Origin of the sequence: Pseudoalteromonas sp. Z9A4, assembly GCF_011378845.1 — a bacterium.
Lineage (GTDB): Bacteria > Pseudomonadota > Gammaproteobacteria > Enterobacterales > Alteromonadaceae > Pseudoalteromonas > Pseudoalteromonas arctica.
Map to the genome: position 1 here is coordinate 38399 of NZ_WTLA01000028.1, position 13105 is coordinate 51503.

Sequence of the window (13105 nt, forward strand, 5' to 3'; positions counted from 1 at the left end):
GCTAGAGAAGTGGTGGAGGGAGCTGGATTCGAACCAGCGAAGGCTGAGCCGTCAGATTTACAGTCTGATCCCTTTGGCCGCTCGGGAACCCCTCCACACTAATTTTATTGCATTTGGCCCCACTTAACTTAGCGGTAAGAAAAGTGGTGGAGGGAGCTGGATTCGAACCAGCGAAGGCTGAGCCGTCAGATTTACAGTCTGATCCCTTTGGCCGCTCGGGAACCCCTCCAATGCAACGGCGCTGATAATAGCAAATTGCGTATTTAAGTAAAGAAAAAAGCTAAAGAAAATTGAAATAAAGCCGATAAATATCTATCAGTTACCACAATCGGCTAAAGACTATGCAAATAGATGATTTGTTAATCACAGAGAGTCAGTTAAACAGTAGACTCAATAATAGTGTGCATGAAAATCGTCGTGGCGAATTTGCACTATTATTAGCGATGCTGTCACATGACGCACTCGACTTTAGTCAATTTCATTTACCAAAAACTGAAATAGATAATTTAGTTATAGAAGAAGAGGCATTAAGAAAGCAATTTGGTGCAGGTCCAAAGCAACTTTTGGCCCCTGATGAATATAATATGTTGATTGGACAATTTAATGCATCATTTATATCTCAAGAAGGAGCGCGCTGTGGTATGGCAAGTATTAAGCTAAGACAATGCTTAAGCCCTGAACCACTTGCGATTAGAAATGATGATAAGCATATTTCACTTAATATAATAGATAATTGTGAGCTTGCTGTCAGAAGAAGAATTAAAAGCGAGCAAACGCAACTAGCTAACCTTCCTATAGATACAGCTGCTTTTTACGACAGCCTTAATAATGATGCATTACATCAACCACTTCAGCTCATTGCGGTGTGATATATGATTGTAATAATCATCAGTTAATATATGCTTTATAGCGGGTCTGCTTTATATATATTGCTAATAATTGATTTAATGAAAAAAAAGCATCCAAAAATTAAATGCAATTGCTATAATGGCGTCAAATGGTATGACATGAAATGCCATTATCATTAAACCAAGGTAATTAGGAACGTAATGAAGAAAACATTCACGCTAAATCACGAGAAAATCAAATACCCTCGTATGGTTGATGCTGCAAAGCACGAAGTGAAAAAATATTTGAAAAGAGAGCGTAATAAAACGCTACCTGAAGATGCTGACTATTGGGCATTTGACTGTAAGTTTGGTAACACAGCTGAAGATGCGCAAGTTGTGCACGTTGCTGAATTAAGTAACCAAATTGGCGAGATTGAAAAGCAAGGTTTGACCTCTTTCTATGTAGAGATTTTAGCTCGACCTGCTCAACGTCAACAGTTAGATTTAGATGATGACGAATAACACATAATTTAATTAAGTGTTTGAAGTTTTAAAATGAGCCCAAGTGGCTCATTTTTTGTTTTTATATCTTAAAAATTTGCAATAAATCATTTTTATTGGCTAGTTTAGTAGAACTAGCTATTGCTAACATTTGCATAACAAAATGGGGTGTTATAGGGTGTATTTAATTAAAAAAATAAAACAGTTGTACTATGCCGATAAATTACTCTGACCATCAATTAAAATTAAGCTTAAAGAACTCTAAAGTACTTGTAGTTGACGATCAGTTATTAAGCTTAATTGTATTAAAAAAAATATTATCTGAGCATTTTAATGTTATAACCGCTGGAAGTGGTGAAGAGGCGATTGAAATTTGTAATGTAGACGTACCCGATATAGTACTGCTCGATATTAATATGGGTGGAATGAGCGGTATTGAAACATGCCTAAAATTAAAAAATAATACTGAGACACAAGATACCCCGGTTATTTTTGTTACATCATTTGAAAATGAAGAAGAAGAGTGTTGGGAAGCCGGAGCTGTTGATTTTATTAAAAAGCCTATTAAAACAGAAACTTTATTTAGAAGAGTTCGTGCGCATATAACGTTAAAATTACAGCACGACTTATTAAATCAAAAAGTATTTCTAGATGATTTAACACAAGTGTTTAATCGTCGTTATTTTGATGCGCATTTTAATAAAATGGAGCGAAGCGCCTTGCGAGAAAAGGTCGACTATGCGCTCTTACTCATCGATATAGATTACTTTAAGCAATACAACGATATTTATGGTCATGTGCAAGGTGATAAGGTGTTAAACCTTGTCGCACAAACTATTACAAATAGTTTGCAAAGACCAGCCGATTTTGTAGCTCGTTATGGCGGCGAAGAGTTTGTGGTTGTTCTGCCTCATACAAGCACTGAAGGTGCTATTTGTGTTGCTGATAAAATCAAAAAAAATATAATTGATTTAAAAATCCTTCATGAATATTCAGAGTACGGGTTTGTTACCATTAGTATTGGCGGTTCAACGTTACAACCTTACGAAAGTAATAAAAATACTTTGCAAATTGCAGACGAAAAAATGTATGAGTCCAAAATGCAAGGTCGTAACCAAGTGTGTTTTTAAGCTTAGCGAGCCAATAAAACTTGTTGATACTTAAAAACACCTTGTAGGTGATAAATAATCAAATAAAATTATTACACGCTATGACATTTTTTGTACTTTTTATTGCTACCGCATGGGCAGTCATCATTTCTGCCCACTTTAATATCTTCAACAGGATATATAATGCCATCTAAATAACGCCATTGAGTATTTTCTTTAATAAACTGCGATTTTTCGTGAAGTTCACAAAATAAGTTTTGATAAAAATATTGGGCTTTAAATTCTACATTGCCAGTATCGTCATCATGGCTTGACCCAATTACATCAAGATTTATAAATCGACAGCTGTTAGCAAAATCATTGATTTCTTTAACCGGATTTTCAGCTTGTTTTTCCTTTGCGTAGGTTTGATAAACATATTCTGCATTTTTAATAACATAAGCACTGAATCGTGAGCGCATAAGTTGTTCAGGAGAGTTAGCTTGCTTAACAGATAAATGAAGCGGCTCGCAGCAATCGGCATAATTGTGCCCACTGCTGCAAAAACATAATGTGGTATCGAGTGAGGTCATAATAATAATACAAAGTCTAAAACATTAGTTTAACAAGCTTATTGGGCGAGTGATATCTCTGTTGTTTGAGACTTTTTAGTAAAACAGTATAGTTTTGTATTCGTTTTACTTAAATCGAACGATAAATTAGTCAGTAGTTGGTTATTAACTATATCGGTCCAAGTAATTACCGCTGCAAAGTTTCCGTTATGTAATGCAGAGTTTAATACATACTCTAAATTTACTAGGTGCTTCTGTCTAATAACAAGTAATTTACTTGTATCAATAGAGCATGAGTCAAGTAAAGCTTTGCTCGGTACATGATCTGGAGCAATTAATAATGTCCATGCATTAGAGCTATTGTATTGGTGTAATACTTTTAAAAGCTCAAAGGTCGCTGAAATTTCATCTTCAATTTGAATCAAATTCACGCAATCGCTTTGCTCATCTTGTTGGTAACTTTTAACTGTTCTTACGGTAATAGGCTGTAACATAATTTCACTCACTGGGTTTTTATACAGTATCCATATACAGTAGTTTATACAGTGCTTTCGTGCAAGCCTTTTATGCTATTTATTTGTACAGCTATTCAGTTTTTGATCATTGTTTTTATTTTTTAATTTATAATTCGTTATTAATCAGCTCGTTATAGGGTTGTTTTTGAGAGGGTATTTTTAAAATAAATTTTTGAGTAATTTCTTCATTTTGAGTTTTTATACTGTATGGGATTACCTTTGTAATCATATACAGTATTTTTTAATACTGTATACAGTACTTCTGTCATAGTTAGCTTATGTGTTTTCACTCGTGCGAGGGATCATATGAGAAAACTGGAGTTGGTGGATTTGTTCGTACAAACTTGCTGCATAACATTGAGCATCTTTAAATCGCTTAGTTTCGATATGTTTGCGTATATCTGTAACCGCTGCTGTGGCAGGTGCGTACCCTTGGCTACTTGCTAAGCTTAACCAAGCTACAGCATGAAATACACTTTGTGGCACGCCTTCACCTTTCACAAAAAATAAACCTAAGTAAAACTGTGCTCTATGGTTTCCGGCCATTGCAGCAAGGCGCATCCATTTTGCAGCCAATGGAGCTTGATTATTTTTTAAATAATATAGGGCTTTATTTAAAATACTTTGCTCATCTTTTTTATTATCAACGGGCACAGAGGTATTTTCGGATTGAGTAACAAAACCTAAAATATTATCTAGCTGTTGCTCTAAGTCTTGCTCACAAGGTGTTGTTTTAAGCATATGGGTTCATTTATTATTTTAACTGCTTTAATAGTTTAGTACAAAGCAAGGTGGAATGTCCTGTAAAAGTTAATTTTTGTGCTAAAATTCCGCCACTTTTTACTATCATAAGTTTATTATGTTCGAAGCCTTATTTAAACTGAGCGAAAATAATTCAACAGTTAAACGCGAATGCGTTGCTGGTCTAACTACCTTTATAACTATGGTATACATTGTATTTGTAAACCCGGCTATGCTTGCTGAGGCAGGGATGGATCAAGGGGCTGCATTTGTAGCGACATGTATAGCAGCTGCGATAGGTTGTTTTATAATGGGTTTGTGGGCTAATTATCCATTAGCATTAGCGCCTGGTATGGGACTAAATGCCTTTTTTACTTATGGTGTTGTACTCGGAATGGGTTATACCTGGCAAGCCGCGCTAGGGGCTGTATTTATGTCGGGTTGTATATTTTTGTTTTTAAGCTTATTTAAAGTCAGAGAGTGGATTATTAATGCCATACCTCTGGTGCTTAAGCGAGCAATCGCAACGGGTATAGGTGCTTTTTTAGCATTAATTGCGCTTAAAAATGCAGGTATTATTGTCTCAAGCCCGGCAACATTAGTGCAGTTGGGCGATATTACTTCTCCTGGACCGTTATTGGCTATATTAAGTTTTTTTGTAATTGCAGCGCTTTTATACCGCGATTTTAAAAGTGGCGTGCTTATTAGTATTCTATTAGTGACTGGCATTGCTTTAAGTTTGGGGCTTGTTGAATATCACGGTGTTATGGCTATGCCACCATCAATAATACCTACTTTTATGCAGCTAGATTTTGCAGCCGCTTTTGATATATCAATGATGAGTGTTATTTTTGCTTTCTTGTTTGTCGATCTTTTTGATACTTCAGGTACATTAGTTGCGGTAACTCAAAAAGCAGGTTTAGCTGATGAAAAAGGTAACATGCCTCGTTTAGGGCGCGCATTAAGTGCTGACAGTTCAGCAACTATTGCAGGTGCGATGTTAGGTACATCTACGACTACATCGTATATAGAATCGGTTGCTGGCGTATCTGTTGGTGGACGTACTGGCTTAACGGCTGTGGTTGTAGGTATTTGCTTTTTACTAATGATGTTTTTTGCACCGCTTGCACAAATGGTACCCGCTTATGCTACGGCAGGTGCTATTTTATATGTCGCCGTACTGATGCTGCAAAATTTAAAGTTTGTAAACTGGGATGATATGACCGATGCAATTCCTGTCACTGTGGTACTACTAATGACACCATTAACGTTTTCGATTGCGCACGGTATTGCACTTGGTTTCATATCTTATACGGCGGTTAAAGTCTTGTGCGGTAAGCAAGATCAAGTCAGTATTAGTGTTTGGATATTAACAGCCTTGTTTGTTTTCAAGTTTGCATTTTTGTCTTAATGGCTAACAAAAAATACAAAAAAAGCCTGCATGAATTTTAATTCGTGCAGGCTTTTTTAATACTTATTTTTTAGTAAAAAAACGCTACCATTTCTTTTTAGGAGCAAACAGTATGTCTAAGTCGTCTTGCTCTTCTTCTGTTTTCTTTTTAAGTGCGCTTGCATTAGAGGCTCTGAGATCAACACTTATAGCTTCTAAGTAACCTTCTATTTCTTGATACTTAGATGTTATATATTCATCAGAGTAAGTGACTGCATTAAGCGTTGCGCGTGCTTTTTCAAAATATTGCCTAGCAGAACCAACCATACTTGCTGAGCGAGCAGATAGACCTCGTTTTATTTGATTTTCAATATTAATTCGTAGTTGAAGTTTTTCGAGACGCTTATCTTCAACTATAAAAATTTGGCTATCTACACGACCTTTATTATGTTCTGAGCGAAGAATAGCGCGTAATCTTTTAATGCCTTGAATTAAACTTACCAGCTGCTTGTCGTTATTAGGCAAAGATAGAACTTCGTTATTACTACTTTGTACAGGGTTAGATAAATGTGTTTTTGCTTCGCTAAGACGGCTCTTTAATGCTTTAGAATTTGGCGAATTGATAACCATAGTGTTGAGTGCTTCATAAATACGGCGTTGTAATGCGCGCACTATGTTTTCAGATAGTGGTATGTTTACACTATTCATTAGTGCTTCTTCGGTTTCATCAAGTATAGCTTTTTGTTTTGTTAGTTCTTTACGACGTTCAGCTTCTTGTTTTTCTTTATATTGCTGTACAGCACTTACCCAAAGTGCAATCACAATCAATGCAACTATAAGCACTATTATAATAGAAACGATCATGGTGTAATTCTCAGATGTATAACCTAATTTTTTAATCTTACATTAAATATACGTTAACAGGGTAGCTTTGCGCTGATTAACTTAAAAAATATGCTAAAAATTGATAGATTAAGTATTTTATAAACTTCAGTAAGCCTGAGAACTTATAAACTTTAGCGGGATAATCATCGCTACCTGAAGCATATTTATTATGCTAGCCTTGAGCTCTAATCAGATAATTGCATACCTAAAGACCTAAAGTACTATTTTACGTAAATAACACTTGGTTTTAAGCGGCATTGCCTTTATAAATAATATGAATAATAACGTTAAAATTTGCAGCCATGAAATTACAACAACTCAGATACATCGTAGAAGTACAAAATCATAAATTAAATGTTTCAGCGACTGCTGAGAGTTTATTTACCTCGCAGCCAGGAATTTCTAAACAAGTACGCATGTTAGAAGATGAGTTGGGTGTACAAATTTTTGGTCGCAGTGGTAAACATTTAACGCATGTAACTGGTGCCGGCGAAGATATAATTAATATTTCTCGTGAAATACTCTCCAAAGTAGAAGGTATTAAAGCCGTTGCTAATGAGCATACGTTACCTGATCAAGGTAAGTTGAATATTGCCACAACACATACCCAAGCTCGTTATGCTTTGCCTAACGTTATTCAAGGGTTTATGAAAAAATACCCTGCGGTATCGCTTCATATGCACCAAGGTACTCCACAGCAAATATCGGATGCTGCAGCACGCGGTGATGCCGATTTTGCTATTGCAACAGAAGCACTGCATTTGTATTCAGATTTAGTTATGCTGCCTTGCTACCATTGGAACCGCAGTATTGTTGTTGCTAAAGACCATCCGCTCGCTAAGAAGGCAAATAGTTTAACTGTGGCTGATATTGCTCAATATCCACTCATTACATATGTATTTGGTTTTACGGGCCGCTCAGAGTTAGATAAAGCGTTTAGCGCACACGGGCTCGAACCACACATTGTATTTACCGCAACCGATGCTGATGTTATAAAAACATACGTACGACTGGGTTTAGGAGTTGGTGTTGTTGCTTCAATGGCGATAGATCAAGTGAGCGATACCGATTTAGTGTGTATTGATGCAAGCCACTTATTTGAAGCTAGCACGACCAAAATTGGTTTTAGAAAGGGCAGCTTTTTACGTACTTATATGTATGATTTTATCGAACGTTTTGCACCGCATTTAACTAAAGAGCGCGTGGAGCGAGCAAGCTTATTACGTAACCAAGATGACGTAGATAAGCTATTTGCAGATATAGAGTTACCCGTTAAATAATGTCACTACATTAAACGAATAATAAAAAAGCCGCCTATTTTAAAAATAGGCGGCTTTTTCTTTTTATAGCGAGCTGATTAACATTCGATAATATTAACAGCCAATCCACCGCGAGCAGTTTCTTTATATTTGGTTTTCATATCGTTACCAGTTTCAAGCATGGTTTTAATCACTTTATCAAGCGATACCTTTTGCTCGCCACTGCCACGTATAGCTAAACGTGAAGCGTTAATTGCTTTAATAGCGCCCATTGCATTACGTTCAATACACGGTACTTGTACTAAGCCACCAACAGGGTCGCACGTTAGGCCTAAATTATGTTCCATACCAATTTCTGCTGCGTTTTCTACTTGCACAACATTGCCACCAACAATTTCTGTTAATGCGCCTGCAGCCATAGAGCACGCAACGCCCACTTCACCTTGGCAACCTACTTCGGCACCCGATATAGAGGCATTCTTTTTATATAAAATACCAATGGCAGCAGCCGTTAATAAATAACGCGTGGCTATATCGCGGTCTACTTCTTTCACAAATGTGTGATAGTACATAAGCACAGCCGGTAAAATACCCGCAGCACCATTAGTTGGTGCGGTAACTACACGACCACCTGCCGCATTTTCTTCGTTTACGGCAAGGGCAAATAAATCAACCCAGTCCATTGCACGGAGCGGGTCGTTACTGACCTCTATATTTAGTTTTAAGTATAAGCTGGGCGCACGGCGTTTTACTTTTAAGCCGCCAGGTAAAATACCTTCGGTGCGCATACCACGGTCAATACAAGCCATCATTACTTTCCAAATATGGAACAATGTGTCTTTTACTTCGTCTTCAGTGCGCAGTGTTTTTTCGTTTTTCATCATCAAGGTAGAAACACTAAACCCAGACTCTTTACACATCTCTAGTAGTTCTTTTGCGCTACCAAATGGGAAGGGGGCTGGATTTTCTTCTCTAATATCGAGGGCCGCCTGTTTTTCGTTTTCAAACTCTTCGTCGGTAACAATGAAGCCACCGCCAATAGAGTAATATACTTTGCTGTAAATTTTTTCGCCGTTGTTTGAGGCGATAATTTCCATTGCATTAGAATGCTTAGGCAGTGTTTTACGACGATGGAAAACAATAGCACCTTGTTTTGGAAACTTAGCTTTGTGTGTTTTGTTTAGATAAATAACCTGATCTTTTTCAATGGTCGCTAAAATATCGTCGACTAAATCGGCATCAATTGTTTCAGGATCGTAACCGGCTAAACCAAGAATTACGGCTTTACCCGAGCCATGGCCAACACCTGTTTGACCAAGAGAGCCATAAAGCTCTACTTTAATATCGGTAACATTTGCTAATAATTGTTGTTCTTGTAGGTCATTAACAAATAAGCGTGATGCGCGCATTGGGCCAACGGTGTGTGATGACGAAGGGCCAATACCAATGCTAAACATATCAAATGCACTGATCATAATGTGTGTGTCTCTACTTTGTTTTATCAGCATGAAGCTGCTCTTTGAACGGTCGAGCATGATAACGTGGAATTGTGATTGTGTAACTACTAATAACGAAGATTTAAACTGGTAAGGCGAGTTGTTTTGTAAAGTTTTTTATAATGCTTGCAGTCGCACCCCAAAGTAAACCATGCGGCGTTTTAAAACCTTGCAAAATAACCGTTTTCCCAAATCGTTGAAAAGGTAAGGGTTGCCAATTAGCTTCGTTATTTAACTCAGTGACAGAGAGCAAAAAGCTCGCTTGTACTTCATTATAGTCATTTTCCCAGGTGGTGTTTTTTTTGAGTAAACCCACATAGGGGCTAATACTAAAACCCGTTAAGGTTGAATACTCAGGTAAGTGACCTAATACATTAACGTTGCTTTGGGCAATATTTAGCTCTTCTTTTAGTTCGCGAAGTGCTGTGGTGCGAAGGGTAATGTCGCTTACTTCAAACTTGCCTCCGGGCAAACAAATCTCCCCAGGGTGATGGTGTAAATAAGTAGGGCGTTTACACAGTAAAATATGTGCATGGTTATCTATATCAATAATTGGCAGCATAACAGCGCTAGCGCGTTTTTTACGTGTGTCTTTTAACTGGTTTGGCACAGCTGTAGGGCTTAACAAAAAGCGCGCCATAATGTGTTCACTATTCAAAGCGACCTACTGTTTTAATAAAGGGAGGATTTTATTTACTTTATCGTAAGTTTCTTGATATTCCAATTCGACTTTAGAATCAGCGACTATTCCGCCGCCTGCCCAGCAGTAAATTTGCGCTTTGTGGCACACCAAGGTGCGAATAGTGATACTCGTATCCATATTTCCACACGCACTTAAATAACCAATTGAACCACAATAAATGCTGCGGCGATGCGGCTCTAGTTCTTCAATTATTTCCATCGCTCTAATTTTGGGTGCGCCTGTGATTGAGCCCCCCGGAAAAGCCGCTTTTAGCTGATCGACCGCTGTTTTACCTTCATCAAGTTCTGAGGTTACCGTGCTTACTAAATGGTGCACTGCCGGAAAGCTTTCAATAGCAAAAAGGGAGGGGACGTGAACGCTGCCTGGTTTTGCTACTTTGCCTAAATCGTTACGTAGTAAATCAACAATCATTACATTTTCGGCGCGATCTTTAGCTGATGCTGCGAGTATTTGCGCTTGTTGTTGATCCTCTAGTGCATCTGCTTTTCGTGGCAGTGTGCCTTTAATTGGTTTGGTTTCTACAACGTTATTATTTACAGATATAAAGCGTTCAGGAGAAATTGATAAAATAGCCCCTTGAGGGTGATTTATAAAGCTTGAAAACGGCGCTTTATTTGCCTCACGCAGTTTAATATAAGCTGCCCAAGGGGAGCCTTCAAACTGAGCGTTAAAGCGCTGCGCTAAATTAATTTGGTAACAATCGCCACTTTTTAAATACTCCTCAATTTGGGCAAACTTTGCAGCGTATTCCGTTTCGCTCATATTTGATTGCCAGTCGCTGTTTAGGGCAAAGGACTGCGTATTAACTTGGGAGTTAACGTGTGTATTTAAGTATTGCTCATAAAGCGCTAATCGATCGGTGTTTGGCTGCGATACATAAAACCAGCTTTGTTGCTGCTTGTCGTAAATAAGGGCATCTAAGTAAAGGCCAATAGCCATTTGGGGAAGATTAATATCCTCAATAGCATGAGTGGGGATGTTTTCAATTGTACGGCCTAGGTCGTAGCCAAAGTAGCCAAGCCAGCCGCCGTTAAAGGGTAAATCGTAACCGGCTTTTGTTTTATCAAGATGCGAAAGCTCATTATTCATAATTTCAAAGCAGTTATCATTACTTTCTATATTATTTAAAAAGCTTTTATTATTTTTTACTTCAAGGGTACTTTGCGGCTCAATGGCAATAATATCAAAACGGCTGTTTATATGATTACTATTTGCAGAATCTAATAGAATTGCGTAATGCAAATGTGAAAAATGCGCAAAAACGTCAATGCAGTTTTGTGTTATGCCTAATTTAATACAATTTTTTTTATTGTTTAGCATTTACTGCCCCTTTAAGAACTGGCTCGAAACGGGCTGGGAGGGTATCATAAGTCAAATTTTTTGGCAGCACTAAGCTGTAAAAAACAGTGCAAACCACCGTCACCGGTTTGATTTAGATTACGCGACAACGCGTAACGGTAACTTAAGGAACCACTATGAGTACAATTTGTCAGCAAGACTTTATTGATAGCATTGAAGATGCATTGCAATATATTTCGTTCTATCACCCACTTGATTTTGTTCAAGCTCTCGAAAAAGCTTACAACAAAGAACAAAGTAAAGCGGCTAAAGACGCCATTGCACAAATTTTAATTAACTCACGCATGTCGGCTGAAGGCAAGCGTCCACTTTGCCAAGATACCGGTATTATTACCTGTTTTGTTAAAGTAGGTATGGATGTTAAGTGGGATAAAACAGATTTAACCGTTCAACAAATGGTTGATGAAGGTACTCGTCGTGCATATTTGAATCCAGATAACCCTTTACGTGCATCTATTGTTGCAGACCCTGCTGGCACGCGTAAAAACACGAAAGATAATACGCCTTCGGTTGTACATATCGATTTAGTAGCGGGCGGTAAAGTAGAAGTAATGGTTGCGGCTAAAGGCGGCGGCTCTGAAAACAAAAGTAAAATGGTTATGTTAAACCCGTCAGATGATGTTGCTGAATGGGTAGAAAAAACACTACCAACAATGGGTGCTGGTTGGTGTCCGCCAGGCATGCTAGGAATAGGTATTGGTGGTACGGCTGAAAAAGCGGCAGTAATGGCTAAAGAGTCGTTAATGGACCCGGTTGATATCCATGAACTAATGGAACGCGGCGCAGAAACGACTGAAGAAAAGCTACGTTTAGAAATTTTTGACCGTGCTAATAAATTAGGTATTGGCGCACAAGGCTTAGGTGGTTTAACAACGGTTGTTGATGTTAAAATTAAAACAGCACCAACACATGCTGCTTCAAAACCTGTAGTAATGATCCCTAACTGTGCGGCAACTCGCCATGTACATTTTACACTTGATGGTTCTGGTCCTGCTAATTTAAAAGCACCTAAGCTAGAAGATTGGCCACAAGTAACATTTGAAGTGGGCGAAGGCACACGTCGTGTTGACTTAAATACACTGACTAAAAAAGATGTTCAAGAATGGAAAATGGGCGAAACTGTTTTACTTTCAGGTACTATTTTAACAGGTCGTGATGCAGCGCATAAACGTCTACAAGATATGATCAATTCAGGTGAAGGCTTACCAAAAGGCGTAGACTTTGATAATAAATTTATTTATTACGTTGGTCCTGTTGATGCGGTACGCGATGAAGCAGTTGGTCCTGCTGGCCCTACAACGGCAACTCGCATGGATAAATTTACCGATATGATGCTAGAAAAAACAGGCATTGTAGGCATGATTGGTAAAGCTGAACGTGGCCCTGCAACGGTTGAGTCTATTAAAGAGCATAAATCTGTTTATTTGATGGCTGTAGGCGGCGCAGCTTACTTAGTATCTAAAGCGATTAAAAAAGCACGCGTAGTTGCTTTTGAAGATTTAGGTATGGAAGCTATTTATGAATTTGAAGTAGAAGATATGCCAGTGACCGTTGCAGTAGACAGTGAAGGCGCCAATGCGCATACACAAGGCCCTGCAATCTGGAAAGCTAAAATAGAAGAGCTTGATAGCAAGCTAAAATAACGTACGTTTTGTATTTTTAAAAAGCGAGCCTAGTGCTTAACACCACTCGTTTAAGAACGAGTGGTGTTTTTTCGTTTATACCTAACTGGATATTTTTGTGTCTTTGCGAGCACCGTTCGCGGA

The 13105-nt window shown here is 38.1% G+C and carries 13 protein-coding genes and 2 tRNA genes; 6 read left to right on the forward strand and 9 right to left on the reverse strand.

What is annotated here, in order from left to right; all coding sequences use genetic code 11:
• Positions 1 to 10 precede the first annotated feature (10 nt).
• Positions 11 to 95, reverse strand: a tRNA-Tyr gene (locus tag GQR54_RS16595).
• A gap of 49 nt (positions 96 to 144) precedes the next feature.
• A tRNA-Tyr gene (locus GQR54_RS16600) sits at positions 145 to 229 on the reverse strand.
• 112 nt (positions 230 to 341) lie between these two features.
• Here GQR54_RS16600 and GQR54_RS16605 point away from each other — a divergent pair.
• From GQR54_RS16605 to GQR54_RS16615, 3 genes are all read left to right on the forward strand, one after another.
• Positions 342 to 869 carry a VC2046/SO_2500 family protein gene (locus tag GQR54_RS16605; protein WP_166379089.1) on the forward strand — a complete coding sequence of 176 codons (528 nt, stop codon included), beginning with the start codon at positions 342 to 344 and terminating at the stop codon, positions 867 to 869.
• A 180-nt stretch (positions 870 to 1049) separates the two neighbouring features.
• On the forward strand, positions 1050 to 1352 hold the full coding sequence (locus tag GQR54_RS16610; RefSeq protein WP_002961433.1) for a DUF6172 family protein: 303 nt from the start codon (positions 1050 to 1052) through the stop codon (positions 1350 to 1352).
• Between the two features lie 191 nt (positions 1353 to 1543).
• Entirely contained in the window at positions 1544 to 2461 is a 918-nt protein-coding gene (locus tag GQR54_RS16615; RefSeq protein WP_166379091.1) for a diguanylate cyclase, read from the forward strand.
• A 71-nt stretch (positions 2462 to 2532) separates the two neighbouring features.
• Here the strand turns inward: GQR54_RS16615 and GQR54_RS16620 are convergent, their stop codons facing one another.
• The 3 genes from GQR54_RS16620 to GQR54_RS16630 form a co-directional block, all read right to left on the reverse strand.
• Positions 2533 to 3012: a YchJ family protein gene (locus tag GQR54_RS16620; RefSeq protein WP_166379093.1), complete on the reverse strand. Its 480-nt coding sequence runs from the start codon at positions 3010 to 3012 to the stop codon at positions 2533 to 2535.
• A 38-nt stretch (positions 3013 to 3050) separates the two neighbouring features.
• Positions 3051 to 3485, reverse strand: coding sequence for a SulA-like leucine-rich domain-containing protein (locus GQR54_RS16625; RefSeq protein ID WP_007583705.1), 435 nt, complete (start codon positions 3483 to 3485; stop codon positions 3051 to 3053).
• Between the two features lie 297 nt (positions 3486 to 3782).
• Positions 3783 to 4247 (reverse strand): SEL1-like repeat protein, encoded by a 465-nt coding sequence (locus GQR54_RS16630; RefSeq protein ID WP_166379095.1) that lies wholly within the window; start codon positions 4245 to 4247, stop codon positions 3783 to 3785.
• Positions 4248 to 4365: 118 nt separating this feature from the next.
• Here GQR54_RS16630 and GQR54_RS16635 point away from each other — a divergent pair, with 118 nt between their 5' ends.
• Positions 4366 to 5658, forward strand: a complete 1293-nt coding sequence (locus GQR54_RS16635) for an NCS2 family permease (protein WP_166379097.1) — start codon at positions 4366 to 4368, stop codon at positions 5656 to 5658.
• 84 nt (positions 5659 to 5742) lie between these two features.
• Here GQR54_RS16635 and GQR54_RS16640 read toward each other — a convergent pair whose 3' ends face one another.
• The gene (locus GQR54_RS16640; protein WP_166379099.1) at positions 5743 to 6501 is read right to left on the reverse strand and encodes a hypothetical protein; all 759 of its coding nucleotides are present in this window, start codon (positions 6499 to 6501) and stop codon (positions 5743 to 5745) included.
• Between the two features lie 323 nt (positions 6502 to 6824).
• Between GQR54_RS16640 and cysB the strand changes: the two genes are divergently transcribed.
• Positions 6825 to 7802 carry an HTH-type transcriptional regulator CysB gene (gene cysB / locus GQR54_RS16645; RefSeq protein ID WP_002961670.1) on the forward strand — a complete coding sequence of 326 codons (978 nt, stop codon included), beginning with the start codon at positions 6825 to 6827 and terminating at the stop codon, positions 7800 to 7802.
• 77 nt (positions 7803 to 7879) lie between these two features.
• Here cysB and GQR54_RS16650 read toward each other — a convergent pair whose 3' ends face one another.
• The 3 genes from GQR54_RS16650 to pabB all read right to left on the reverse strand — a co-directional run bounded on the left by GQR54_RS16650 (position 7880) and on the right by pabB (position 11300).
• Positions 7880 to 9256 carry an L-serine ammonia-lyase gene (locus GQR54_RS16650; RefSeq protein ID WP_024590992.1) on the reverse strand — a complete coding sequence of 459 codons (1377 nt, stop codon included), beginning with the start codon at positions 9254 to 9256 and terminating at the stop codon, positions 7880 to 7882.
• Between the two features lie 103 nt (positions 9257 to 9359).
• Positions 9360 to 9935 carry a CoA pyrophosphatase gene (locus GQR54_RS16655; protein WP_166379101.1) on the reverse strand — a complete coding sequence of 192 codons (576 nt, stop codon included), beginning with the start codon at positions 9933 to 9935 and terminating at the stop codon, positions 9360 to 9362.
• A 6-nt stretch (positions 9936 to 9941) separates the two neighbouring features.
• Positions 9942 to 11300 (reverse strand): aminodeoxychorismate synthase component I, encoded by a 1359-nt coding sequence (gene pabB, locus GQR54_RS16660; protein ID WP_166379103.1) that lies wholly within the window; start codon positions 11298 to 11300, stop codon positions 9942 to 9944.
• A 155-nt stretch (positions 11301 to 11455) separates the two neighbouring features.
• Here pabB and GQR54_RS16665 point away from each other — a divergent pair, with 155 nt between their 5' ends.
• Complete coding sequence (locus GQR54_RS16665; RefSeq protein ID WP_007583843.1) at positions 11456 to 12982, forward strand: fumarate hydratase; 1527 nt, start codon at positions 11456 to 11458, stop codon at positions 12980 to 12982.
• Positions 12983 to 13105 lie beyond the last annotated feature (123 nt).